The organism is Acinetobacter guillouiae CIP 63.46 (genome assembly GCF_000368145.1).
GTDB lineage: Bacteria > Pseudomonadota > Gammaproteobacteria > Pseudomonadales > Moraxellaceae > Acinetobacter > Acinetobacter guillouiae.
The window spans coordinates 199,736-224,532 of the sequence record NZ_KB849281.1; the positions used below are offsets into that span (position 1 = coordinate 199,736).

23 protein-coding genes and 1 other annotated feature are annotated in these 24,797 nt (G+C 38.2%); of the genes, 12 read left to right on the forward strand and 11 right to left on the reverse strand.

The annotated features are described in order from the left end of the window. Window positions 1-23: 23 nt before the first annotated feature. A protein-coding gene (locus tag F981_RS00950; RefSeq protein ID WP_085944122.1) for an IS3 family transposase occupies window positions 24-1,243 on the forward strand; the annotation gives its coding sequence in 2 pieces (ribosomal slippage) (window positions 24-300 and window positions 300-1,243; 1,221 coding nt in all). Further along, window positions 299-415: a sequence feature (AL1L pseudoknot), on the forward strand. Its footprint overlaps the gene before it by 117 nt. 125 nt (window positions 1,244-1,368) lie before the next feature. On the opposite strand, the gene hppD is transcribed toward F981_RS00950, so the two are convergent. Both hppD and F981_RS00960 read right to left on the reverse strand, forming a co-directional pair. Then, window positions 1,369-2,424: a 4-hydroxyphenylpyruvate dioxygenase gene (gene hppD / locus F981_RS00955; RefSeq protein WP_004717360.1), complete on the reverse strand. Its 1,056-nt coding sequence runs from the start codon at window positions 2,422-2,424 to the stop codon at window positions 1,369-1,371. 352 nt (window positions 2,425-2,776) lie between these two features. Further along, window positions 2,777-3,562, reverse strand: coding sequence for an enoyl-CoA hydratase-related protein (locus F981_RS00960; protein WP_004717362.1), 786 nt, complete (start codon window positions 3,560-3,562; stop codon window positions 2,777-2,779). A gap of 424 nt (window positions 3,563-3,986) precedes the next feature. Here F981_RS00960 and F981_RS00965 point away from each other — a divergent pair, with 424 nt between their 5' ends. After that, window positions 3,987-4,424 carry a universal stress protein gene (locus F981_RS00965; RefSeq protein ID WP_004717364.1) on the forward strand — a complete coding sequence of 146 codons (438 nt, stop codon included), beginning with the start codon at window positions 3,987-3,989 and terminating at the stop codon, window positions 4,422-4,424. A gap of 48 nt (window positions 4,425-4,472) precedes the next feature. Here F981_RS00965 and F981_RS00970 read toward each other — a convergent pair whose 3' ends face one another. Next, window positions 4,473-4,787: an MGMT family protein gene (locus F981_RS00970; RefSeq protein ID WP_004717366.1), complete on the reverse strand. Its 315-nt coding sequence runs from the start codon at window positions 4,785-4,787 to the stop codon at window positions 4,473-4,475. Window positions 4,788-4,953: 166 nt separating this feature from the next. Here F981_RS00970 and F981_RS00975 point away from each other — a divergent pair, with 166 nt between their 5' ends. Continuing rightward, on the forward strand, window positions 4,954-5,928 hold the full coding sequence (locus F981_RS00975) for an alpha/beta fold hydrolase (protein ID WP_004717368.1): 975 nt from the start codon (window positions 4,954-4,956) through the stop codon (window positions 5,926-5,928). A 123-nt stretch (window positions 5,929-6,051) separates the two neighbouring features. Here F981_RS00975 and F981_RS00980 read toward each other — a convergent pair whose 3' ends face one another. From F981_RS00980 to F981_RS00990, 3 genes are all read right to left on the reverse strand, one after another. Then, window positions 6,052-7,551, reverse strand: coding sequence for a cation:proton antiporter (locus tag F981_RS00980; RefSeq protein WP_004717371.1), 1,500 nt, complete (start codon window positions 7,549-7,551; stop codon window positions 6,052-6,054). Between the two features lie 229 nt (window positions 7,552-7,780). Beyond that, complete coding sequence (ypfJ, locus tag F981_RS00985) at window positions 7,781-8,671, reverse strand: KPN_02809 family neutral zinc metallopeptidase (RefSeq protein ID WP_004717372.1); 891 nt, start codon at window positions 8,669-8,671, stop codon at window positions 7,781-7,783. A gap of 52 nt (window positions 8,672-8,723) precedes the next feature. Next, window positions 8,724-9,650 (reverse strand): DUF808 domain-containing protein, encoded by a 927-nt coding sequence (locus F981_RS00990; protein ID WP_004717374.1) that lies wholly within the window; start codon window positions 9,648-9,650, stop codon window positions 8,724-8,726. Between the two features lie 196 nt (window positions 9,651-9,846). Between F981_RS00990 and trpS the strand changes: the two genes are divergently transcribed. Continuing rightward, window positions 9,847-10,860, forward strand: coding sequence for a tryptophan--tRNA ligase (gene trpS / locus F981_RS00995; protein WP_004717376.1), 1,014 nt, complete (start codon window positions 9,847-9,849; stop codon window positions 10,858-10,860). A gap of 77 nt (window positions 10,861-10,937) precedes the next feature. Here trpS and lysS read toward each other — a convergent pair whose 3' ends face one another. Beyond that, window positions 10,938-12,464: a lysine--tRNA ligase gene (lysS, locus tag F981_RS01000; RefSeq protein WP_004717379.1), complete on the reverse strand. Its 1,527-nt coding sequence runs from the start codon at window positions 12,462-12,464 to the stop codon at window positions 10,938-10,940. Between the two features lie 103 nt (window positions 12,465-12,567). On the opposite strand from lysS, the gene F981_RS01005 reads away from it, so the two are divergent. Then, complete coding sequence (locus F981_RS01005; RefSeq protein WP_004717380.1) at window positions 12,568-13,284, forward strand: hypothetical protein; 717 nt, start codon at window positions 12,568-12,570, stop codon at window positions 13,282-13,284. A 24-nt stretch (window positions 13,285-13,308) separates the two neighbouring features. Here the strand turns inward: F981_RS01005 and F981_RS01010 are convergent, their stop codons facing one another. Further along, a complete protein-coding gene (locus F981_RS01010; protein ID WP_004717383.1) occupies window positions 13,309-13,752 on the reverse strand; it encodes an SRPBCC family protein in 444 nt (147 codons plus the stop codon). 321 nt (window positions 13,753-14,073) lie between these two features. On the opposite strand from F981_RS01010, the gene F981_RS01015 reads away from it, so the two are divergent. Further along, window positions 14,074-14,577: a YqiA/YcfP family alpha/beta fold hydrolase gene (locus tag F981_RS01015; RefSeq protein ID WP_004717385.1), complete on the forward strand. Its 504-nt coding sequence runs from the start codon at window positions 14,074-14,076 to the stop codon at window positions 14,575-14,577. Window positions 14,578-14,725: 148 nt separating this feature from the next. Here F981_RS01015 and F981_RS01020 read toward each other — a convergent pair whose 3' ends face one another. After that, window positions 14,726-15,271, reverse strand: a complete 546-nt coding sequence (locus F981_RS01020) for an adenine phosphoribosyltransferase (RefSeq protein WP_004717387.1) — start codon at window positions 15,269-15,271, stop codon at window positions 14,726-14,728. A gap of 495 nt (window positions 15,272-15,766) precedes the next feature. On the opposite strand from F981_RS01020, the gene rubA reads away from it, so the two are divergent. From rubA to F981_RS01045, 5 genes are all read left to right on the forward strand, one after another. After that, window positions 15,767-15,931, forward strand: coding sequence for a rubredoxin RubA (rubA, locus tag F981_RS01025; protein ID WP_004678010.1), 165 nt, complete (start codon window positions 15,767-15,769; stop codon window positions 15,929-15,931). A 105-nt stretch (window positions 15,932-16,036) separates the two neighbouring features. After that, entirely contained in the window at window positions 16,037-17,227 is a 1,191-nt protein-coding gene (locus F981_RS01030; protein ID WP_004717392.1) for an NAD(P)/FAD-dependent oxidoreductase, read from the forward strand. Window positions 17,228-17,285: 58 nt separating this feature from the next. Further along, entirely contained in the window at window positions 17,286-18,224 is a 939-nt protein-coding gene (estB, locus tag F981_RS01035) for an esterase EstB (RefSeq protein WP_004717394.1), read from the forward strand. Window positions 18,225-18,237: 13 nt separating this feature from the next. Next, complete coding sequence (oxyR, locus tag F981_RS01040) at window positions 18,238-19,143, forward strand: LysR family transcriptional regulator OxyR (RefSeq protein ID WP_004717396.1); 906 nt, start codon at window positions 18,238-18,240, stop codon at window positions 19,141-19,143. A 349-nt stretch (window positions 19,144-19,492) separates the two neighbouring features. Next, a complete protein-coding gene (locus F981_RS01045) occupies window positions 19,493-20,707 on the forward strand; it encodes a TCR/Tet family MFS transporter (protein ID WP_004717397.1) in 1,215 nt (404 codons plus the stop codon). A 161-nt stretch (window positions 20,708-20,868) separates the two neighbouring features. Here F981_RS01045 and ppk1 read toward each other — a convergent pair whose 3' ends face one another. Together ppk1 and mtgA are read right to left on the reverse strand one after the other, a co-directional pair. Next, on the reverse strand, window positions 20,869-22,953 hold the full coding sequence (ppk1, locus tag F981_RS01050) for a polyphosphate kinase 1 (protein ID WP_004717399.1): 2,085 nt from the start codon (window positions 22,951-22,953) through the stop codon (window positions 20,869-20,871). Window positions 22,954-23,084: 131 nt separating this feature from the next. Then, window positions 23,085-23,759 carry a monofunctional biosynthetic peptidoglycan transglycosylase gene (gene mtgA / locus F981_RS01055; protein ID WP_004717400.1) on the reverse strand — a complete coding sequence of 225 codons (675 nt, stop codon included), beginning with the start codon at window positions 23,757-23,759 and terminating at the stop codon, window positions 23,085-23,087. A 73-nt stretch (window positions 23,760-23,832) separates the two neighbouring features. Between mtgA and F981_RS01060 the strand changes: the two genes are divergently transcribed. Next, entirely contained in the window at window positions 23,833-24,642 is an 810-nt protein-coding gene (locus tag F981_RS01060; protein WP_004717401.1) for a rhomboid family intramembrane serine protease, read from the forward strand. The last annotated feature ends 155 nt before the right edge of the window (window positions 24,643-24,797 follow it).

Below are 24,797 nucleotides of genomic sequence, written 5' to 3' on the forward strand. Positions count from 1 at the left end.
CAATATTCTGAGAGACTATCCCGATGACAAAATTAAAATATACCCCTGAAATCAGAGAAAGAGCGGTTCAATTATTGATTGAATCTGAAAAAGATTATCCATCGAATTGGGCTGCGATCACAGCTATTGCTCCTAAAATCGGTTGTACTCCTGAAACACTACGTGTTTGGTATCAAAAATATTTAGATAAACAAAATCCAGTTAAAGTACAGCAGCTTTCAGACCAAGAACGTATCAAACAACTCGAACGCGAAAATAAAGAACTGCAACGCGCCAATGAGATTCTACGTAAAGCAGCCGCTTTTTTCGCCCAGGCGGAGCTCGACCGCCCACACAAATAATGGTGGATTTTATCCATAATAATAAAGAGCTGTACGGAGTCGAGGCGATTTGTAGAATTTTACCGATCGCACCTTCAACCTATTACCGGACTCTAGATCTCTGCGAAAATCCAGAACATCGAGCAAAGCGAGATTTACATGACTTGCATCATGCTGAGGAGATTAAACGAATTTGGAAGGAAAGTTCAGGTCGGTATGGTGTACGTAAAGTCTGGCAACAACTGAAACGTGAAGGCTATATTATTGCACGCTGTACTGTTGCTCGATTAATGAAAAAGCTAGGTATACAAGGTGTTTGGCGAGGTAAGAACAAACAAACCACCCGTAGCCGAGATGACCAAAAACGAGCAGATGATTTAGTGAAACGTAATTTTACTGCTGATCATCCTGACCAACTGTGGGTCAGTGACTTTACGTATATTCAAACAAATTCAGGCTGGGTCTATACCGCCTTTATTATTGATGTGTTCTCACGAGCAATTGTTGGCTGGAAAGTATCTACACGAATGAATACAGATATGGTGCTCGATGCATTAGAGCAAGCATTGCATGATCGAGGCATGCCAAAGAATGTGATTCATCATTCCGATAGAGGTGTGCAATATCTTTCCATTCGTTATACCAATCGTTTAGAAGCAGCAAATTTACGAGCATCAGTCGGTACGACCGGTGATTCATACGATAATGCTTTGGCTGAAACGGTGAATGGCTTATACAAAACAGAGGTGATTGAATATCTAAAAGCAGGTTGGCAAGGTTTAGCGGATGTACAACTTGCGACACTAAATTGGGTAGATTGGTTCAATAAAAAGCGTGTACACAGTGCACTGGGTTATGTATCGCCTTTTGAGTTTGAAGCAATGTACTATGATAAGATTAACCCGTTAGGTCAGGTGGCCTAACTTAAATAAAAAAGTCTCCGACAAACCCGGTACGGTTCATACATACAAACACGTTAATTTTTTAGTGAAAGATCGCAAAAAGCCAAGAATTAAATTCTTGGCTTTTTGTATTGAGTACGATTTTGTTATTTGGCTTCTAATACTCCACGGCGGATTTGGTCACGTTCGATTGATTCAAACAATGCCTTAAAATTGCCCTCACCAAAACCATCGTCGTCTTTACGTTGAATAAATTCAAAGAATACAGGTCCAAGCATATTTTCAGAGAAAATCTGTAATAACAGTTTCTTCTGACCGTCTTTGGTATTGCCATCTAACAGAATACCGCGCTTTTGCAGCTCTTCTGTCGGCTCACCATGATCAGGGAGACGATCTTTTAACATTTCATAATAAGTTTCAGGAGGTGCCGTCATAAATTTCAGCCCTAAACCTTTTAACTTATCCCATGTTGAAATTAAGTCATCGGTAATAAAAGCAATATGTTGAATGCCTTCTCCGTTAAAGTCAGCCAAAAACTCGGCGATTTGTCCATTGCCTTTGTCTGAGTCTTCATTCAAAGGAATACGAATCATCCCATCAGGTGCAGTCAGCGCCTTAGAAGTTAAACCCGTATATTCACCTTTGATATCGAAATAGCGAATTTCTTGGAAGTTAAAGATTTTTTCATAGAAATTTGCCCAATAATCCATGCGTCCTTTATAGACATTATGGGTTAAATGATCAATTTCATTTAAACCAGCTCCACGTGGATTTCGATTTTCGTCATCAAAGAATACAAAATCATTTTCATAAATATCACGATCAACCAAGAAAATTGGCATACCGCCTATTCCTTTAATCGCTGGGATATTTAATTCCATTGGTCCTGCTTGCGAATACATTGGCTCTGCGCCAAGTTCAATTGCATTTTTAAAAGCTTTGGCTGCATCACGCGTTCTAAACCCCATTGCACATGCTGATGGGCCATGTTCTTTAAAGAAGAATGATGCATAAGATTCAGGTTGATAATTCAAGATAATATTAATATTACCCTGACGCCATAAATAAACTTTTTTTGATTTATGCTTTGCGACTTTAGCAAAACCAATTGCTTCAAAGATTTGATCTAATCCATTTTCCGTCGAAACAAACTCAATAAATGCAAAGCCACATAGTTCTAATGGGTTATCTAAAATATCCATCTAGTTTCCCTTATTTGAATAAATTCATCCGTTTTTTAATGCCGAGAAAAGATCACAGGTATTTAGGTCAATCAACAAAATATCCTGATTTGAACTCTTCCTTTCCATAATTTAGTCCATGTAAAGCGCTAACCTTAAGCTGCATTTACACTGACGCTTAACTCTAAATTTATCCTACAAGAAAGCTCTAATTTATGCAATACATAATCAAATTATGTTATGTGTAATTTTTATTTCCTATTCTAATAACCTCGAGCATACTATTTTCGCGCAAATGGCATCACAATATTATGAGACTTTTCTACTAGCTTTGATGTTTCAGGTTGAAAAGCTTCCCAACTTAAATCGTTATTTATCGTCCTTTAAAATTTGGCTTATCTTTCATTAAAAAAGCGCGAACACCTTCTAAAAAATCTGCTGACTGCCCTGCCTGTCTTTGCAAATCCTGCTCAACTTTAACTTGGCTGGTAAAATCATTTTGCATGCTGACCCGCATCGCTTGCTTAATCAAAGCAAAACTCAGGCTGGCTTGGATTGCCAAATGCTCGGCTAAAGCAACAACCTCTATCTGTAACTGATCATCTTCTACCACTTTATAAATCATTCCCAATCGTTCAGCTTCATCTGCACTGATTTTTTCGGCAGTCAGCATCAACGCTTTGGCTTTGGCAAAGCCGATCATACGCGGCAATAACCAAGTTGCACCACAGTCTGGAATTAAGCCAATTTTGCTAAAAATTTGTGAAAAGCTTGCAGACTTTGCCGCAATCACGATATCACATAACAAGACCAGGCTCGCTCCCGCACCAGCTGCAACGCCATTTACAGCACAGATAATCACTTTTGGTAGTGTATTGATGAGCGCTAATAAGGGATTAAAGTATTTTTCCAAGACCAAACCCAAGTCTATAGCATCGCCATCAAATAAGTCTGGGTTTATCGTCTGACCTGCACAAAATGCTTTTCCAATCGCAGCAATCACAATAATGCGGATTTCGGTATCATCTTTCCATTGTGTTAAGACCTCTACAATTTCAAGGCACATTTGCGGTGTAAAGCTATTGAATTGTTCAGGCCGATTTAAGCTCAAATATCCAACTGCATTTTTTTCTTCGACGATAATTGTTTGATATTCCATTGTCTTTTCCTTTTAATCCATGGTTTAAATTGTAATGTCCTATTATTTTCAGTATTTATATTTAAAACATTTTAAAGGAAGAACTGGATTTACAATTTGCCAATTGTTTCATTCAGCCTCTATATTTTCTCAATTGTGTATGGCTTTTGTTTAAACAATTTAAAGCTTTATTTTGATCATGCTTGATTGCATCTCGATCTTTATTTTATTGATTGATTTATCTTTTTATTCAGCTGCATTTACAAGCAACAAAACGATGTAACTTGATGCCAATGCTTTTAATTAAATTTATGATATTTATATGAATTATCCCTACACATTTACTCGGTTTTATTCATCTCATATTCACGTTATGATGATTCTATAAACTTAGAATTGTAATAAATATTCAACTCAGCTTTTTGGTAAAATAAGGAAAATAGACATGGCTTATCAAAATATCCTCGTTCCTGTTGATGGTTCAGAAACCTCATTATCTGTTGTGAAACATGCGGTTGAATTTGCCAAAGCATTTAACAGTAAAATCACGGTTGTACAGGTGATGACTTTAGACCCTTATATTGCATCAGAATATTTGGCGCATGGTCAAAGCAATATGCTGATTGAGCGTGCTCGTGAATTTATTCAATCCAATATCAATGTGGCAAAAGATCAATTTGCCGCAGAAGGCGTGCAAGTTGAAACACGTTTACTCGAAGGCGAAAATATTGCACATACTTTAAATCAAGCTGTGCAGGATTTAAAAATTGATTTGGTCATTCTCAGTTCACATGGTCGTACCGGACTGAAAAAAATTATTATGGGCAGCGTAGCGCAAAGCTTATTAACTGAATTACAAATCCCTGTTTTAGTAATTAAATAACTTTCACCTTTTGTTTTAAACATTCCTCACTATCTTTATAGTGAGGAATTAGGGTGTCCATTGATATTTTTTTAGATTTATTTTGCCATCAATAACCACAACATCCTCAGCCAATAACTTTGCAGTCTGAATACACATTCCCTTCTCATCCAGCTTTTTTAAGCTGATTCGCCCTTGTGAATTAACCACTCGATACCAAGGGATATCATGATCTTCAGGTAACTGTCCTAATACACGCCCAACCAACCGTGCATGTTTGGGTAAGCCTGCATATTTGGCAACTTGACCATAACTGGCAACTTTACCTTGGGGAATTTGTATGATGACATTTAAAATCATCTGAGCGAGTTCATGATTTGACATTTTTTAGATCAATCAAATAATAAAAAATAATATTCATAAGCATCTTGGCAAACGGGGTTAAATTGACTTTGAAAATAGGCTTTAAACATTTTAGGCAAATGTAATTTGACTGTACATAATCTAATCTTAAATCGTACCTCAAATACAACAACAAGAGTATTCAAAGATGAAAGGAATCTTCAACAAACTGATTTTATCGACGGCATTGGCAATAGGTTCTGTGGTAACAGTAGGCTTATCGACCACAAGCTATGCTGCTCCAGCGATTGACATTCAAAGTGTGCTTCAACAAGAACGGGCATGGGCGGGCATGGAAACCAAACGTGTAAAAGTCGGTGATATTGATTGGGCTTATAGTGAAGGCGGACCAGCTGGCAAACCTACCATTATGCTCGTTCATGGCCTAGCTGGAAGTCGTGACAACTGGAATCGTGTGGCACGTTACTTAACGCCTTATTACCATGTGATTATTCCTGATCTTCCTGGTCAAGGTGACAGTAAAGTTCCTAACGATTTTGATTATTCATTGCCCAATCTCACTGAAAAATTACGTCGTTTTGCTGAAGCCATTAAAGTAGACAATGGCTTAAATGTCGCTGGTCACTCGATGGGTGGCTCGATTTCCTTACTTTACGCAGCACAATACCCTGTTGATACCAAATCTTTATTTTTAATTGATAGTGCAGGTGTATTTAAATCTGCCAATACTCCTTATTTAAAAGATCCAACAACTTTACGTAATATGATTGTCAGCAAACCTGGCGATTTTGATCGTTTAATGAAAATTGCAACCAGTCTACCGCCTTTTATTCCTAAAGAATTAAAAGATGCTCAAGAGAAATTGATGATTAGCCAATCGGCAAACACCACCAAATTGGTTGAGCAACTGATTGTCATGTCTAAATTATTTACCCCAGATTCTTTTGCCATTGCAGCACGTTCTATTGACCAGCCGGTATTGATTGCATGGGGAGATAAAGATCAAATTATCAATGTTGAAGCTGCGGCTGAACTCAAAGGCTTATTGAAAAATGCACAAGAGCCAATCATTCTAAAAGGAGTCGGACATTTACCGATTTTAGAACAAGAGCAACTTTTGATTAAACCTTACCTCGATTTCTTAGGCAAAAACGCAAAATAACAGCTCCAATAAAAAAGCCAGTATTGTTACTGGCTTTTTTATTGCGATAGACGTCTAAGAATATTGAAGTTTTAGCCTCTCAATTTTACACCTTAACTATTCATCTGACTTAATGCGCTGCATTTAGAAGTTACCAGGATTTTCCAATCGCTTCATTTCTTGCGCTTTTTCAGGATGATGTACGGAGGCCACACCATCTGCAGCTTTCTTGTCAACCAACGCTTCTGGGTTATAAATGGTGATGGTTTCATGCCCTTCGTTATCTTCACCCACAATATATTTGATGCCTTTACGGTTCATTTTATTGCACATGCGCTGATACCAACCTTTGAAACCTTGGGTTTCTTCATTTGGATTGTAATAAAAGGCATTCATGACTGCAGGTAAACCCAAACCACAGACGACACCTGAAAGTAATACGCTGATAAAGGTATAACCAATTAGAATACTACTGTAGTCACGTAACTCAGGGACGTTTGCCACAGCAAGGATCAATGCAAGTGAAATTCCCCCACGAACCCCTCCCCAAGAAAGAATAGCCAGACTACCGTTATAGCTTTTTTTGCGGAATGATGGGAAAAATGCAAAAGCTAAATAATTTGCGGCAAAACGAGAGAGATGCAAGGCAAAGAAAGCAAAAATACCACCAAGAATCAGACTTGTGCTTAAATCTAAAATAAAGATTTCTAGACCAATCAAGGTAAAGAGAAAAGAGTTAATAATCCCTTCTACCGTATGCCAAAAATGATTGACCTCACGAATTTCACGATCCTGTAAAATTTCTTTCCATTTATTACCGACAATTAAACCACCGATCACACAGGCAATCGGAGCGGATGCATGGGCAAATAATGCAACCAGATAAGAACCACATGCCAATAATGCAGTGGTAAGAATCAAAGACTCCATCTCATGTTTACCACGTAATAAACGCAAGATTCCCAGACCAAAAGCCCAACCAATAATCACCGCAACCACAATTTCATATAAGAAAGTTTGTAGTGTTGCAGCTAAACTAAAATGCTCTCCTTCAAGGACATTTAATAAAGTCATGAAAACTGCGATACACATTGCGTCATTAAATAAGGACTCACCTTCCAACTTAACAATCAGATGATGCGGCGCACGTACTGAACTGAGGACACCTTTGATCCCAATCGGATCTGTCGCACCTAAGGCAGAACCCAGTAACAACAAAACTAAAATTGGAACGGGATTGCCAATCAAGAATTGGAAACCAAACACCAATCCTGCAAAAAATACAGCACAGAGCAGTAAGGCAATTGTTGCCAAGATACTGATCGGCTTCCAATAAACTTTTAAATCTGAAACCTTAAATTTAAGTGCTGAAGAGGTCAAAATGAAGCAAATAACACCATTGACTAAAAAATCATAAAAATCGACATGCCGTACAGCTTCTTCAATATTATGAATATTAATCGAGATAAATTGATTGCCATTGAGTAAGCTGGCACCCCATTGCAAAATAAAGACAAAAATTGCAGAAACAATGGGAACACCAATGGCTTGAGGGAAACCTAATATTCGCTTATTAAAAATTGTAGTCGCGATAGAAAGCGCAAAAATGACTGTAAAGACCTGAAGAAAGAAATAGTTACCCATCCGAAACCTGTTTTAGATTTTTAATTTAAATGCACATCAAACACTCAATCATTTTTTTATAAAATATAAAATAAGAGACCATTTAACAATCTAGATAATTGTACAAAAAAAACTGAAATATGATGATTACTGGTTATATTTTTTAACATAAAAAGCGCTTAAAAAAAAATTGATTGAGAAAAAAAGAGAACATGATGTTCTCTTCTTTAACCCAACAATCTATAGCTGTCTATTTAAAGGTATCACATGTATTGATATCACCAGAGTTCATACCGATGTTAAACCATTGCATACGTTGCTGACTGGTGCCATGCGTAAAGCTGTCTGGTACCGCATAACCACGTGCTTTTTTCTGCAAGTAGTCATCACCAATTTTTTCAGCAGCATCCATCGCCTCTTCAATATCACCCTGTTCTAAAAACTGCGTGCGTTGTTGTGTACGATTGGCCCAAACCCCAGCTAAACAGTCCGCTTGTAATTCTAAACGTACTGAAAGTTGATTGCCCTGAGTTTCACTGGCACGTTGACGAGCTTGCTGAACCTGAGACGATATTCCCAATAAATTCTGTACATGATGCCCAACTTCATGCGCAATCACATAAGCTTGTGCAAAATCACCCGCTTCATCTTTAGCTGAAAGCTCAGATTGATTTTTTTCCCCAGAGATGCCCATCTGTTGGCGCATATCTTTAAAGAATTGGGTATCGATATACACTTTTTGATCTGCTGGGCAATAAAATGGCCCCATTGCAGATTCAGCAGTACCACAGCCTGATCGTATCGCACCACTGAACATCACCAGCTTAGGTGAAACGTACTGTACACCTTGTTGTTGGAAAATCGGTTTCCAAGTATCTTCGGTATCTGCCAAAACAGTTTTAACAAAAGATGCCGTTTCTTGCTGTTCAGGGGTTAAATTTGTGGCTGCAGAATTTTGACTTGCCCCCGCCGAGGTCACCTGTTTGGTCGCTTGATAGGCTTGCTGTGGGTCAACACCAAAGAACTTCCATGCAACAAAAGCGACGATTAAGCCCAGGATACTAATCCCACCTGCTTTTACGCCCCCACCGCCACGGCGATCTTCGACATTATCACTTTCTCTACGTCCTTTCCAACGCATAGATCGGTCCTTTTTATTTTAAATTGGCTATCGTTTAGGATGTGCTTTGCATTTAGGCTATTGTTGATTTACTACGAACTTTTTGAATAAGTCCAACAACCAATACCACGGCTAAGCCTGCGACGATACCAATCAGTAAATTGATTAACGTTGGTGTTAATGCACCAATAACACTACCAACGGTTGGAATATGTTGAATATGATCAACGGCTTCTTCTGACCAATGATGCAAAGTTGAAACAGCATGGGTGATGATCCCCCCACCGACAAGGAACATTGCAATGGTTCCAACAATCGTTAATGTTTTCATTAACTTTGGTGCAAATACCAGTAAACCACGGCCAATGCTTTGTTTAACATTTGATGTTTGTTGGGTTAAGTACAAACCTAAATCATCAATCTTTACAATCATGGCGACAAAGCCATAGACACCGACGGTCATTAAAATTGCGATGACAGATAGCACCATCACTTTGGTACCAAATGTTGCAGCCGCAACAGTCCCTAAAGAAATCACCACAATTTCAGCAGAGAGAATAAAGTCTGTGCGTATCGCGCCTTTAATTTTATCTTTTTCAAATGTGGCTAAATCAGTTTCGATTTGTTCAAGTTCCTCTTGCGCAGCTTCACCGGTTTTGGCTTTTTTATGCTGCAAACTATGTAGAACTTTTTCAACACCTTCATAGCAAAGAAACAGACCACCAATCATCAGCAATGGGTTAATCAACCATGGTGCAACCACACTGATCAGCAAAGCCAAAGGCACTAAAATTAATTTATTGATAAATGAGCCCTTCGCGACACCCCATACCACAGGAAGCTCACGCTCTGCTCTTACACCACTCACTTGTTGTGCGTTCAGTGCTAAATCATCACCTAAAACACCCGCAGTTTTTTTAGCCGCCATTTTACTCATGACTGCAACATCATCGAGCACTGCTGCGATATCATCTAATAATATTAATAGACTACTTGCCATTTTTTATCCAAAATTTTAGTTATCCTGTCATTTTAAAGTGAAAATTCATTTTTCTATATAAAATTTTGTAGATTTTCACATTTATTGATAAAAATTGGTTCTACACCATTTTTCGCTGACATTAAAATAAATTATCTCGTACAATAGTGCCCATTCATAAAACACGACTGTCTATACAAAGACTTTGGAAGCGATAATGACGAATCAAGATAATCGTCCTGTGATTTTGACAGGCGACCGTCCTACTGGACAACTACATTTGGGACATTTTGTAGGTTCTTTGCGCTCACGAGTAGGCTTACAAGATTCTCATCATCAACACCTCCTTCTCGCAGATGCTCAGGCTTTAACAGATAATGCGGATAACTTTGAAAAAGTTCGTCGTAATATTCTTGAAGTAGCAACAGACTATTTAGCAGTCGGCATTGACCCAACAAAAACCACAATCTGTGTTCAATCTTGCTTACCCGCGTTGAATGAACTCACCATGTTGTATTTAAACTTTGTGACGGTTTCTCGTTTAGAACGTAACCCAACCATCAAAGCTGAAATTCAATTACGTGGTTTTGAGCGTGATATTCCAGCAGGTTTTCTTTGCTACCCTGTTGCACAAGCTGCCGATATTACTGCATTTAAAGCCACTGTCGTGCCAGTTGGTGAAGACCAAATTCCAATGATCGAACAGACCAATGAAATTGTTCGTCGTTTAAACCGTCAAATTGGACAAGAAGTTTTACCTGAGTGTAAAGCGCTTTTATCCAATATGAGCCGTTTACCTGGCTTTGATGGTAAAGCCAAAATGTCGAAATCATTGGGCAATACCATCGTGTTAGATGCAACAGATAAAGACATCAAAAAAGCAGTCAATGCAATGTATACCGATCCAAACCATCTGCGTATTGAAGATCCAGGTCAGGTTGAAGGAAATATTGTCTTTACTTATTTAGATGCTTTTGATCCAAATAAAGAAGAAGTTGAAGAACTTAAAGCACATTATCGTCGTGGTGGTTTAGGCGATGGTACTGTGAAAAAACGTCTTGAAGGTGTATTAAAAGAGTTGATTACACCAATCCGTGAACGTCGTATGGAACTAGCAAAAGATCCAGATTACATCATGGATATCTTAAAAACTGGTACGGAAAAATGCCGTATCATCACTCAAGATACTTTAGACGAAATCAAAAATGGTTTAGGCGTATTTCATTTCTAAAATGCGCTGATTATCTAAGTAAAAAAAGCCACTGAATTCAGTGGCTTTTTTTACAACATCTTTTATAACATCATAAATTAATTTTTATGACGCATATGTGGGAATAAGATCACATCGCGAATACTTGCTGCATTGGCAAATAACATCACTAAACGATCGATACCAATACCTTCACCTGCTGTAGGAGGTAAACCGTATTCTAATGCTTCAATAAAGTCAGCATCGAAATGCATTGCTTCATCATCGCCCGCATCTTTTTCAGCAACTTGCGCTTGGAAGCGTTCAGCTTGGTCAATTGGATCATTTAATTCCGAGAAACCATTTGCCAACTCACGACCACCGATAAAGAATTCGAAGCGGTCTGTGATATGTGGATTATCATCATTTCGGCGTGCTAACGGCGAAGTTTCCGCAGGATATTCTGTGATAAATGTCGGCTGACGTAATTGAGTTTCAACAGTTTCTTCAAATACGATGGTTTGTAGTCGACCTAAACCAAAACCTGGTTTAACTTGCTCTTTTAACTCTTCACGAATAAATGTTGCCAAGAATTCACGATCCGAAACATTTTCAGCAGTGAAATTTGGATTATGCTCAAGAATCGCATCAAACATCGAGATTTTCTTAAATGGACCTTTGAAGCTATACACTTCTTCACCATAAGGAACATCTGTTGAACCCAAGATGTCGATTGCTAATTTTTCAAGCATCCCCTCTGTCAAAGCCATGAGATCTTTGTAATCAGCATAAGCTTGATAGAATTCAATCATGGTGAATTCTGGGTTATGACGCGTTGAAACACCTTCGTTACGGAAGTTACGGTTAATTTCAAATACACGCTCAAAACCACCAACAACCAAACGTTTTAAGTAAAGCTCAGGTGCAATACGCAAGAATAATGGCATATCTAATGCATTATGGTGTGTTTCAAATGGACGCGCTGACGCACCACCTGGAATCACATGCATCATCGGAGTTTCAACTTCCATAAAACGTTCATTGATGAGATAGTTGCGAATACCTGACACAACTTTTGCACGAATTTCAAAAGTTTTACGTGTTTCTTCATTCACAATTAAGTCTAAATAACGTTTACGGTATTTTACTTCTGTGTCGTTCAAACCATGGAACTTGTCTGGAAGTGGACGAAGTGATTTCGTCAATAATTCAAAATGTTCAATATGAACATATAAATCACCTTTGCCAGAACGACCGATATAACCTTGAACAGCAATAATATCGCCAAGATCTAGACTTTTCACCGTTTCTAGAACTTCAGGTGCAAGCTCTTTACGTGGCACATACAATTGAATACGGCCCGTCATGTCTTGAATCACGATAAATGAACCACGGTTCAACATCACACGACCCGCTACAGATACGTGAACTTGCTCGCCTGCTTCAATTTGTTCTTTAGATTGATCTGCAAATTGTTCTTGTAGATCTTGCGCATAATGCTCACGCTTAAATGTGTTTGGCCATGGGCTAACACCGGTTTCCTTGGCGTGATCTTGAATTTGCTTTAACTTGGCATGACGCTGTGCAATTAAATCGTTTTCGGAAATGTGTTGTTCAGAAGTCGATTGAGCGTTATGTTGCGTCATCTCTGCCTCGATTATATTAAAAAACGGAAGTTGCATAGCATAGCAGATTTACAACATAATGCGTATGAATATAACTCTACGAACCATGTAAAAATTAAAAATCATGAATAAATACTGGCAAGGATTCGCCCAAAGTATCATTCTTTTCAATGTTTTGTGGTTTTCAACTGTGGTTGATGCCGAGCAAATCGTTGTTATGAGCAATACTCAAAAAGATCTTCCTATAAAAATTGAAAGCACCAATCTCAATAATCAAGATTATATTTGGCAATTAGAAATCGTTCCAAATCGAACCAGTTTACAAAGCCTAGTCAAATTAATGAATCCACACCCCACTCAAAAAGCACTCAATTTAAGGGCTTTAGAACTGGCAAAAAAACTCACTCTAGATCAATTACCGCAAGTCAGTAATGATTTTAAAAATAAAACACTCAATTTTGATGAACAAAACATCGCAAAAATAAAATATTATTATGGAAAATACATTCTGTTTATTAAATTTCCAGCCCGCGTCCAATACGCCATAAAACCCAACTTTTCACAAGTACAAAGCGCTTTAGAACCCTTTTGTGACCAAAGTAAGACACCCTCTCAGAATAAAATTAAATTTGATCAACAAGGTAATATCTCGCTCTCAGCAAAATTTTTGGTAGATGCACAAGGGCAAATCCTAAATATCCGTTACACCCCTTTAATTCACGAACAAATGAAATCGATACTGCAACCTTTACTAGAAAAAATTCGCTTCCAACCGCGTAATGAAAATGGTGTGGCAAAATCATTTTCTATTGAACAACCACTGATTATTCAATGCCATTAAACAATAATGAAAGTGCTAAGTTTCTCAATGGTCTTGTTCAGCCAATGATTTGACTATAGCAAACCCTTGCTGGAAAGCACGATCCATCATGTCCTTATATTCCTCAGAGGTTTCTATTTCAGCAGATAATGTGGTTGTTTCACCCTGTTCATTTAAGAAATATTTTTCTAAAGAGCCACTCCAACTTTGAACATCTGCACTTGTTGAATCTAAAATACCATTTTTCAAAACACCCAAATGTTTAAATACCACTTTTTTAAACTGCTCCAACTCTACAATGGTGGCGACCATACCATTGCCACTGGCATCCTGAAATAAGGTTTCCCCGCCAATTTTCCAGTCAGACTGCATCTGCGAAGTTTCCGAAAACGGTTGGGTCCATTTGGAATAAGTATGGGTATCCCACAGGATATTCCATACTGTTTGTGCATTCGCTTGAATGACAATGTCATAGCTTAAAGTCATCATTTCTTTCTCTTATTTTATTGATCCAATCTATAGCTTAGTACAATAAAAACCCAGAATGATTAATTTTTGTTAATAAAAATCCATCACCTAAAAAATTTAAACCTAAACATTCAATATGTTAAACAATAAATAACAAGCATGTTGATCTGTTACACAACACTCTTAGACCAAAATCTAAGTTTTTAAAAAAGTGCAGCTAAGTAGAATATTTGAATATAAAAATAGTTAAATGGAAAATTTTAAATCCATTGATAACTTTTTCTAGCTTTGTTCAATTTCTACCTTTGCTCAATAAAGAAAGACCATATGAAAACGATAACAATGAAGAGTATTCATTCTAAAATCTTATTTTTACATGGACTAGATTCATCTAAAGAATCGACAAAATTCCATGCCATAAATGCTGAAAAAAAATATTGTATTAACGTGGATTATCGTAATCTTAACTACAAAACGGTTGAGTGTTTTTATCACGATATTATCGAAAAGATTAAACCTGATTTACTGGTAGGTCATAGTTTAGGTGGGTATTGGGCATTAAAAATGTCACAGCAACATCGAATTCCTGCAATCCTTGCCAATCCAAGCTTAAATCCAGATTTCCGTGAAGACTATGCAGCGATTGATGAACATGATTTAGACCATGACATTCCACAAATTGCTTATCTGGAACTGGGTGATGAGGTTTTAGATATGTATAAAGTGCTTGAACAACTAGAGTCATATATGCAGATTGAAGCTGTTGAAGGTGGACACCATCGTTTAGTCCAACCTGAAAATTTAAATCATTTAATTGAATATATGGAACAAACCTTTATTGCTTGAAATAAAATCATCAAAGTACAGTTCGTTGCTCTCCAACTAAAAAAGCCTTGTATTTACAAGGCTTTTTTCACATCGAGACAGACAAACAAATGATTTAAGTATTCAATCACAAGAATGCAGCCCGAAAACTTAAATTGTTATTTTGTCTTTAAGCAACCGCTTTTCCAACTGGCTTGGAATGCTCATCGAGCACTGACCAAACCTTTAAACCAAGATCTTGATGTAAATCAGGTAGGTCAAGAAAAATACTTGCACCCAATACCGTATGTTGGCATTTATGCATCAATTGATGGACTGCTTTTAAAGTACCGCCTGTAGCCAAGACATCATCTACAATAATCACTTTTTGTGCTGCGATATCCGCTGACATTTCCAAGCGATCTAAACCATATTCTAAGCTATAGCCCACACCAACCACTGGAGGTGGCAACTTACCTGCTTTACGAACCAACAATAAGCCTTTGCCGGTACGTTGTGCCAATAAGCTGGCTAAAACAAAACCTCGTGCCTCAACTGCAACAAAACTATCCACTGCATCCAATTGCTCTACAGGAATACTCGCAATCAATGCATCGGTTAACTCCACAAGATTGTTCATAAACAATGGGGTTAAATCATAAAAACAAATACCTGGTTTTGGGAAGTTTTGGACAGTACGAATACTTGACCACAAAGCAGTAGACATGTTCATCATGGGGGAGATTTAAAAAAAGATAAATAATACGTGAATTTTAACGTTTATTAGCCAAAATTGACAGCAGCTCGCTACCTATTCAATATTATGGTCCGCTAAGCTGTTGAATTTATTAAGTCCATTTTCACACAAAATGATGGCTATAGAATGAGCTAATTTTAGCTTAATATTTTTGGCTAAAATATTCATCTAGACCTTTGTCTAAATTCAAATATTTTTAAACTTTTATATCAGCGCTCAACCCTTGTTATGACAGGATTGTAATTAAAATTGTCTGACAAAGTTGGCATAATAAACATCGCTTTTGTCCTGAGCTGCCATTCAGCTTTGAGATTAGTTAGATAAACTCCGATATTTACTTTACTTTAGATATAGAACTGCGTAAGAATTTAGAGGAATATGTACACATTTTATTTGCATATTATTTGAGTCAAGCAGCAGAAGGAATTTTACTGACAGAAAAAACAATGCATCTGTCAGATATCGGAGAATCAGATGAAGAAATATCAATGCATCGTTTGTGGTTGGATTTATGACGAAGCAGAAGGTTGGCCACAAGATGGCATCGCAGCAGGTACCAAGTGGGAAGACATTCCTGATGACTGGACATGCCCAGACTGCGGTGTTTCTAAAGCAGACTTTGAAATGGTAGAAATCTAAGATATTGCGTAAAGACCATGTTTACATGGTCTTTTTTACATTTATTTTCAACAATACAAAATTATTCAATTCACCTCTAAATTTGAAACAGGTATGGAGAAAGATATGCAACCGATCATCATCATAGGTTCTGGCATGGCGGGTTATACCCTTGCAAGAGAATTTCGTAAGTTAAACACCGAACAGGAATTGGTGATGATTTGCGCAGATGATGCGGTGAATTATGCAAAACCTACCCTATCTAATGCATTGGTTGGGAAAAAAGCACCTGAACAAATTGGTTTAGGCGATGCTGAAAAGATGAGCACCCAACTGAACATGCGGATTGAAAAAGAGACATGGGTTAAAAATATTGATGTAGAAAAACATGAATTAACCCTTGAAAAAGATGGACAATCTTCAACTCAAGGCTACTCAAAACTTATTCTTGCCGTGGGCGCAAATCCGATTCGATTAGCGATTGCTGGTGATGGGAGTGATGATATTCATGTGGTTAACTCACTAATTGACTATCGTGCATTCCGTGAAACTTTAGACAATTGCAGCACGGGTGAATGTGGCAACAAACGTGTGGTGATTTTAGGCGCGGGCTTAATTGGTTGTGAATTTGCCAATGACTTACAAAATACTGGGCATCAGGTTACGGTGATCGACTTAGCACCACAACCTTTAGGGCGTTTATTGCCTAATCATGTTGCTCAAGCATTTAAAGACAATCTTGAACAATCAGGAATTAAATTTGCCTTGGGTACCACTGTAGAAAAAGTTTCTAAATCTGAGCGTGGTTATATCGTTTCATTGGCCAGTGGTCAGTCCTTGCTCGCGGATGTTGTGCTTTCTGCAATTGGCTTACAACCTAATATTGCCTTGGCTAAAGCTACGGAAATCAACACCAGTCGTGGTGTCATTACCAATACCTTGCTCGAAACCAGTCAAGCAAATATTTTTGCCATCGGTGACTGTGCCGAAGTGAATGGAACACTCTTGCCATTTGTCATGCCAATCATGCAACAAGCGCGTGCATTAGCCAAAACCTTGAGTGGACAAACCACCACTGTACACTACCCTGCAATGCCAGTCGCGGTGAAAACCCCAGCTGCACCTTTGACTGTACTTCCTGCTCCAATTGATGTAGATGTTATATGGGAGAATGAAGAGTTTGAAGATGGGATGTTATCTAAAGCAACAGATGCTGAAGGTACCTTACGTGGTTTTGTATTGTTAGGTGCAACTGCTGGAAAACAGCGTTTAACATTAACAAAACTGGTTCCAGACTTGATTCCTGCATCCGTTTAAGGTTTTAATAGCAAGGATATTTTTTAATCAAAGAATATCCTTGCTTAGGAAAATAACAATGAATAGCGCACTTCAATTTCAAGTTTCACCTTATGCCTCGTTCATGAATGAAACCAAAGTCGATTTAGGTAATGGTATTCAACTTCATGTTGAAACTGGAGGGAATCCACAACACCCGACCATTCTGTTGATTATGGGTTTGGGTGCGCAAATGTTATTTTGGCCTGATTTTTTTTGTAAATCACTGATTGATCAAGGCTTTCATGTGATTCGCTTTGATAATCGTGATATTGGCTTATCTTCAAAAATTCGCCACCAAGGTCCACGTTTAAACTCTTATAAGCTGATGGGTCGCTTTGCTTTAGGCTTACCAAATGACGGCGCGCCTTATAACTTATTTGATATGGCGGATGATGTTGCATTATTGATTGATCGTTTAGGCATTGAAAAACCACATATTTTGGGTGCTTCAATGGGTGGTATGATTTCTCAAATTTTAGCTGCAAAATATCCTGAGAAAATTGATAAAGTCGGCTTACTCTTTACCAGTAATAATCAACCTTTGCTACCTCCACCATTTCCAAAACAACTCTTTAGTCTCATTGGTAAACCTGAATCACGTGATGAAGAAGGAATTGTGAATCATTCCTTGAAGGTTTTTCATATGATTGGTTCACCTGGTTATATCAACCAAGTTGAAGCAATTCAAACTGCACGTAAATTATATCGTCGTAGTTATCATCCAGCGGGTGTACTTCAACAGTTTTTAGCAATATTATGTACAGGTTCCTTACTTAAATTGGATAAGCAGATCAACAAGCCAACTTTAGTGTTACATGGCTCTAAAGATCGGTTACTACCTCCAAGTCATGGTAAGGCAGTTGCTAAAGCAATTTCAGGCGCTAAATTTGAATTAATTGAGGGAATGGGGCATGATATCCCACCGCATTTTGTTCCTCAACTTAGCGGGTTATTTGCACATCATTTTAAATCATAAGCATTAGGACACTATGGCTGCATTACCATCCCTAAGACAGTTGTCATATTTAGTGACATTGTCTGAGACGCTGCACTTCACTGAAGCAGCGCGCCGTTCGTTTGTAACTCAATCTACTTTATCTGGTGGAATCATGGAGTTAGAACGTTTATTGGGTGGCGTACTCGTAGAACGTGATCGCCAAAACGTACGTTTAACTCCTCTAGGTGAGCAAGTTGTTGCCCGAGCCCGTGTTCTACTCGCCGATGCTCAGGACTTGATGCGGTTAAGTCGAGAAATGAGTGAACCGTTAACTGGTGATTTGCATTTAGGGATTATTCCAACCATCGCCCCTTTCATTTTGTCGCAGCTTTTGGAAGAAGTGCATAAACAACTTCCAAAAATTCAGTTGCATCTGCATGAAGCACAAAGTGAAAAAATTGTTGAAAAACTTGAGCATGGCAATCTAGATGTGATCATGCTGGCTTTACCATTCGACACACGTGGTTTGAAAGTTGCTGAAATTGCGAAAGAAGATTTATTCTTAGTCTGCAATAAAGCAGATCAAAATGCGATGAATGCAAGAAGCTTAGATGATTTAGATCTTTCTCATCTCATGCTCCTTGAAGAAGGTCATTGCCTACGTGATCATACCTTAAGTGTTTGCCCAATCGGTGAGCGTAAAAATGATCACCGTTTAAAAGCGAGCTCATTGCCAACTTTAGTGGAAATGGTCAGTTCAAACTTAGGCTATACACTGCTTCCTGAGATTGCAATTCATGCACATATGCTGAAAAACAATGATCAGATTGTGGTTAAACCTATTGAGAATGCACCATCACGCACTTTGGCTTTAGTTACACGTAAAAGTACACCACTACAAAGTGAATTTGATGTGTTGGTACAAATTCTTCAAAAAATCACGCCAAATTTACGTTAATTTTCCAATACTAAAAAGGAGTCATGATTGACTCCTTTTTTATTGAATATCTAAAAAGTCTATAGATCACCTCAGCATAAGCAAAATTAAAACGATCTTGCTTTTACTGGATCAAGAATGATAATATTTGACCAGTACAAAAATAATCGCTTATTTTTGTATGTATTGTTACGATAAAAATCGCGAAAAATCGACCTATCCTCAGCTTGTTTTTTTAAAAGCATGCATCCATCTCGTCGACACATATCCAATTCTTCACATTGGTCAGCGTTCCACAGGGCTTGAATCTTTCAAGCATCGTTAACAGGTTTCCACAGTTTTCTGTGCCTGAATTTTCGATAGGACGCGTATGAACCGACCTTTATATATTATTTTTTCAACGATTGTCTTAGATGCAATTGGCATTGGCATCGTATTCCCTCTGCTTCCCTCACTACTGAAAGACCTGAGCCATCAGCATAATGTTGCCTTGTTAATGGGGGTTTTCCTAAGCCTGTATGCGCTTATGCAATTTATTTTCTCCCCGATCTTAGGTGCTTTGAGTGACCGTATCGGTCGAAGACCTGTTCTGCTGATTTCACTTGCGGGTTCTGCAATCAACTATTTGTTTCTTGCTTGCTCATCCTCTCTTATCTTGCTGTTCATTGGACGGATCATTGCTGGAATAAGTAGTGCCAATATGCCCGTGGCTTCAGCCTATATCGTTGATACCACGTCAGAAGAAAATCGAGCAAAATACTTCGGTTTAATGAACGCCATGTTTGGTATTGGATTTATTCTCGGTCCTATACTCGGTGGATTATTGGGCGGATATTGGTTACGGCTACCTTTTTTCGTTGCGGCAATTTTAACAAGCGTTAACTTGCTTATCGCATTCTGGCTACTCCCTGAATCCCGAAGCTACAATCCACTCCTAGTCCCCCCTCAAGCTTCTATTTCGCAACGTTCGAGTTTAAAAATAAATCCCTTGAAAAGTTTTGGTTTTATCCTTGCTCAAAAAGGTATATTGCCGATTTTGCTGATATTTTTTCTGTTTAGCGCCTGCGGTGAAGCTTATGGTGTCTGCTGGGCACTTTGGGGACACGATACCTTTAAATGGAATACATTTTGGGTTGGTCTTTCTTTAGGCACTTTTGGTTTATGCCAAGTACTGGTTCAGTCATTTATACCGCAACATGCCGTCCGATATTTTGGTGAAAGAAATACTGTGCTGAGCGGTATGGCATGTATATGTATGGCATTAATCATCATGGCTTTTACCCAACATGCTTGGATCATTTTTGCAATCATGCCGATCTTTGCCCTAGGAAGCATCGGCACTCCTGCACTACAAGCTGTTGTTTCACAAAAAATCCCAGCTGCGCAGCAAGGACAGTTTCAAGGTGTTATCGCATCAACCATCAGTCTGGCCTCGATTATTGCCCCATTGTTGTTTTCTACACTTTACTTTCATTTCCAAACACGATGGACTGGCGCTATATGGTTGGTTGTCGCGATGATTTATTTAATTGCATTACCTGCAATTTTATCAAGTTTAAAATCACAACAGCTTAAGTCATCCTAGTATTTAAGAACTTCAATGCTTTATTAAAAGCGTTGATTGCTGATTTAAAAAAGCTTAAATCTAAAATAACCAAGTCATTCAATTTCATTAAAATCCGATTGACTGATACAAAAAAGCCCGATTAATTTTAATCGGGCTTAAGACAATCAAATTATCTTGGTTTAACCATTTACAAAGTGCTCAAGCAAATTTTGTTGAGCATTGTAAATTGCCTCGCCTTCTTTAGGTGTCACACGAGTCCAAGTCCCATCGCCTTGCAACAGCCAAGCGCGGATATTGTCTTTTAAGTAATTGACTAAACCTTGCTGATAAATGCGTTTTTTTAATGCTGGATCTTCGATCGGGAAACACACTTCTACACGATTAAATAAATTACGATCCATCCAGTCTGCACTTGAACAGTAAATACGTGGATTGCCATTATTTCCGAAATAATAAACACGGGTATGTTCTAAGAAACGCCCGACAATTGAACGAACTCGAATATTTTCAGACAGATTTGGTAACCCAGGACGTAAACAGCAAATTGAGCGAATAATCAGATCAATTTGTACCCCTGCTTGCGAAGCTTCATATAATTTATTGATCAATTGAACTTCAGTTAACGCGTTAACTTTAACAATAATTTGTGCAGGCTTGCCCGCTTTGGCATTGGCAATTTCATCATCAATAAAAGCAATTAACTGAGCATGTAGAGTAAACGGCGCATGTAACAGTTTTTTCAACTTTGCCATTTTCCCCATACCAGTCAATTCTTGGAAAATACGATGTACATCTTCGCAGAGCTCTTTATCTGTAGTGAGCAAACCATAATCAGTATAGATACGAGCATTTGTTGCATGGTAGTTACCCGTACCCAAATGCACATAACGTACTAGCTTATTATTTTCACGGCGTACCACCAAGATCATTTTGGCATGCGTTTTATAGCCCACGATGCCATAAACTACAACAGCACCCGCCTCTTGTAATACATTGGCAACGGCGATATTCGATTCTTCATCAAAACGCGCCCGTAACTCAATCACAGCGGTGACTTCTTTACCATTACGTGCCGCTTCTGCAAGTACCTGAACAATTTCAGAGTCAGCACCACTACGATATAAGGTTTGTTTGATCGCTAACACTTGGGGATCACGTGCAGCTTCACGCAACAAGTTAATAACTGGTGCAAATGATTCAAATGGATGATGTAAAAGAATGTCTTGTTTTTGCATTGCTGAAAAAATATTTTCAGACTTTTTCAATACTTTTGGAATCGCCGGCACATGCGAGTCATAACGCATATGTGGACGTTTAAAATTTGACACAAGACGTGCCAGATTTACCGGCCCATCCACTTTATAAAGTTGTTCTTGTTCTAGATCAAATTCTTCAAGCAAATATTCATAAATATGTTTTGGACAGTTTTCTGTCACTTCTAAACGTACTGCACGACCAAAACGACGTGAACTCAATTCGCCTTTCAATGCTTTGGCTAAGTCTTCTACATCTTCATTCAACGCCAAATCTGCATTACGTGTAACACGGAACTGATAACAACCTGTAGCTGTCATCCCTGGGAACAAATCCGATACATGCTCATGAATAATCGCAGACAACATCACAAAATGTTCTTTGCCGCCTGTAAGCTCATCAGGTAAACGCACTACACGCGGAAGCGAACGTGGCGCTGGTACAACTGCTAAATCAATTTGTCGACCAAATGCGTCTTTCCCTTCTAGAGTCACAATAAAGTTTAAGCTTTTATTGACCAATCGCGGGAATGGATGTGCAGGATCAAGGCTAATGGGAGTAAGCACTGGTGCAACTTGTTCTTGGAAATATTTTTTAATCCACACAGATTGTGCAGGCGTTAACTCGCCACGACGTAAAAAGCAAATGTCTTCTTCACGTAACTTAGGAAAAATTTCCTCATTGAGGATACGGTACTGACGCTCAATCGCTTCATGTGCAGTTTTAGAGATTTGGTCTAAAACTTGTTTTGGCGTCAAACCATCTGGTGAACGACTTTCATTCCCTAAAGTTAATTGCTCCATCATTCCTGCAACACGGATTTCAAAAAATTCATCCATATTACGAGAAAAGATCAACAAGAAATTCATACGTTCAAGCAAGGGGTGTAAAGGATCAACGGCTTGCTCTAAAACACGTAAATGGAAATCTAAAATTGAAAGCTCACGATTTATATATCGTTCATTATAAGAATATTCTGTAGGCGTTGTTGTCGTCACTGCGGTATTCATGCAATAAACCTGCATCAAAAAAAATGTCTTAATTCTAGTATGCTTCAAATTTGTGACAATTTCATAAAAAAAGCATCGCTTCATAAAAAAAGCACATCAATTTGTGCTTTTTTAAATTCAATTATTTAGTGTCAATCTGGAATACGGGTATAACGCATATACTTCAAAACCAAACGCTTACGGTATTGAAGCTTAGAATCATCACGATTTTTTTGATAATACTTCGGATTGGTTAAAATCACCGCTAAAAATGCGGCCTGCTCACGACTTAAACTTGCCGCACTCTTAGAAAAGTAATGTTGTGATGCAGCTTCAACACCATAGATATGATCACCAAATTCAACAGAGTTCATATAGACTTCTAAAATGCGCTGTTTAGTCCACATCCGCTCCATCATGGTGGTGGCAATCGCTTCCTGACCTTTGCGGATAAATGAGCGACGATTATAGAAGAATAAATTTTTAGCCAATTGTTGAGAAATCGTTGAACCACCAGCGACTACTTTGTCTTTTTTTAGATTACGTTGTAGTGCATTTTCAATACCATCCCAGTCGAAACCATGATGATCGAGAAATTTGGCATCTTCGGCTGCGACAATTGCATGTTTAAAGTTATCACTGATCTTGTCATAGTCGCGCCATTGATGTTGAATCGGCTCAAAATCAGACAGATATGTCCAACGCATAAACATGGTGGTTTCTACATCATGAGTACGCCAATAAATTAAACTTGAGAAAATCCATAGCTGAATCATGATCAAAATACTGACCACAATTAACAAAGCACGAACAATAAAAGCTTTCATGTCAGCTGCTTACTCCGAAAATTCTGACGTTTCATGTTAAGCTGAATCTATCTATAAAAAGCTAAGCAATAGCATGTCTAAATATCAAGATCTTTCAACTTATAGCCAACCCAATTCTATTGGTAAAATAACCTTATTGCTGATTGTCATCAATGTCGGTTTATTTGCCATCCAAGTCTTATCAGGTGTCAATATTACTGACCCGACAACATTAGACGCGTTGCGTTGGGGTGCTGATTATGCACCTTTAACCTTCTTAGAGGAACCATATCGCTTATTCAGCAGTATGTTTTTTCACTTTGGTATCCTGCATCTAATGATGAATATGTGGGCACTGTATATTTTTGGTGATGTTGCTGAAAAAACTTTAGGAAAGTTTTATTTCCTTGGACTTTATATCCTTGCTGGACTCATGGGAAGTTTATTAAGTGGTTATTTGGATATTCGAAATAGCTACGAACTGCTGCAAAATTTTGATCAAAAACTCTTTCCTCATGTATCTGCAGGTGCATCGGGTGCTGTAATGGGACTTGGTGGTGCACTGACACTCCTGTCGTTGTTCCCACCTACCCCGAATCAAAGATTCATTTTAGATAAAAGATCACTTTTAACCGTACTTGCGATCAACTTAGCTTTTGGCTTTTTAGCCTCTGGAATTAACAATGCTGCCCATATCGGTGGGATGTTAATGGGTGCGATTATGGCTTTGGCTTGGTATGCAACACAACGTGCCAAAATGGGTAAAGCTGCCAATATTATCATTGTGATTTTAGGGATTGCAGCAACCTATGGCGTTTATCTCTATTGCCAGCATCTCGTTGGACCACTTAACCCACTTTGGCAACAAGCCATTGCACAAATGCGTGAGCAATTAAACTTTTAATCTCTAAAATAGCTTGTCTATGCCGCAATAAAAAATTGCAAAGTACGCTCAATTCAAAGAGCATAAAAATGGCGGCCTATAGGTCGCCATTTTTTAATTTACTGTCTTCACTGGGCAGGCTTTTAAAGGCTCAACTGAGATTAAACAGCCAGATA

What these genes read in the sequence shown, in the direction of transcription:
- F981_RS01045 (WP_004717397.1), top strand. Translation starts at nt 19,493, where the DNA reads ATGAACCGACCTTTATATATTATTTTTTCAACGATTGTCTTAGATGCA.
- F981_RS01030 (WP_004717392.1), top strand. Translation starts at nt 16,037, where the DNA reads ATGCAACCGATCATCATCATAGGTTCTGGCATGGCGGGTTATACCCTT.
- trpS (WP_004717376.1), top strand. Translation starts at nt 9,847, where the DNA reads ATGACGAATCAAGATAATCGTCCTGTGATTTTGACAGGCGACCGTCCT.
- F981_RS00990 (WP_004717374.1), bottom strand. Translation starts at nt 9,650, where the DNA reads ATGGCAAGTAGTCTATTAATATTATTAGATGATATCGCAGCAGTGCTC.
- ppk1 (WP_004717399.1), bottom strand. Translation starts at nt 22,953, where the DNA reads ATGAATACCGCAGTGACGACAACAACGCCTACAGAATATTCTTATAAT.
- F981_RS00970 (WP_004717366.1), bottom strand. Translation starts at nt 4,787, where the DNA reads ATGTCAAATCATGAACTCGCTCAGATGATTTTAAATGTCATCATACAA.
- rubA (WP_004678010.1), top strand. Translation starts at nt 15,767, where the DNA reads ATGAAGAAATATCAATGCATCGTTTGTGGTTGGATTTATGACGAAGCA.
- F981_RS01005 (WP_004717380.1), top strand. Translation starts at nt 12,568, where the DNA reads ATGAATAAATACTGGCAAGGATTCGCCCAAAGTATCATTCTTTTCAAT.
- F981_RS01020 (WP_004717387.1), bottom strand. Translation starts at nt 15,271, where the DNA reads ATGATGAACATGTCTACTGCTTTGTGGTCAAGTATTCGTACTGTCCAA.
- mtgA (WP_004717400.1), bottom strand. Translation starts at nt 23,759, where the DNA reads ATGAAAGCTTTTATTGTTCGTGCTTTGTTAATTGTGGTCAGTATTTTG.
- F981_RS01060 (WP_004717401.1), top strand. Translation starts at nt 23,833, where the DNA reads ATGTCTAAATATCAAGATCTTTCAACTTATAGCCAACCCAATTCTATT.
- ypfJ (WP_004717372.1), bottom strand. Translation starts at nt 8,671, where the DNA reads ATGCGTTGGAAAGGACGTAGAGAAAGTGATAATGTCGAAGATCGCCGT.
- F981_RS00975 (WP_004717368.1), top strand. Translation starts at nt 4,954, where the DNA reads ATGAAAGGAATCTTCAACAAACTGATTTTATCGACGGCATTGGCAATA.
- F981_RS01010 (WP_004717383.1), bottom strand. Translation starts at nt 13,752, where the DNA reads ATGATGACTTTAAGCTATGACATTGTCATTCAAGCGAATGCACAAACA.
- F981_RS01015 (WP_004717385.1), top strand. Translation starts at nt 14,074, where the DNA reads ATGAAGAGTATTCATTCTAAAATCTTATTTTTACATGGACTAGATTCA.
- hppD (WP_004717360.1), bottom strand. Translation starts at nt 2,424, where the DNA reads ATGGATATTTTAGATAACCCATTAGAACTATGTGGCTTTGCATTTATT.
- F981_RS00980 (WP_004717371.1), bottom strand. Translation starts at nt 7,551, where the DNA reads ATGGGTAACTATTTCTTTCTTCAGGTCTTTACAGTCATTTTTGCGCTT.
- F981_RS00965 (WP_004717364.1), top strand. Translation starts at nt 3,987, where the DNA reads ATGGCTTATCAAAATATCCTCGTTCCTGTTGATGGTTCAGAAACCTCA.
- lysS (WP_004717379.1), bottom strand. Translation starts at nt 12,464, where the DNA reads ATGACGCAACATAACGCTCAATCGACTTCTGAACAACACATTTCCGAA.
- oxyR (WP_004717396.1), top strand. Translation starts at nt 18,238, where the DNA reads ATGGCTGCATTACCATCCCTAAGACAGTTGTCATATTTAGTGACATTG.
- estB (WP_004717394.1), top strand. Translation starts at nt 17,286, where the DNA reads ATGAATAGCGCACTTCAATTTCAAGTTTCACCTTATGCCTCGTTCATG.
- F981_RS00960 (WP_004717362.1), bottom strand. Translation starts at nt 3,562, where the DNA reads ATGGAATATCAAACAATTATCGTCGAAGAAAAAAATGCAGTTGGATAT.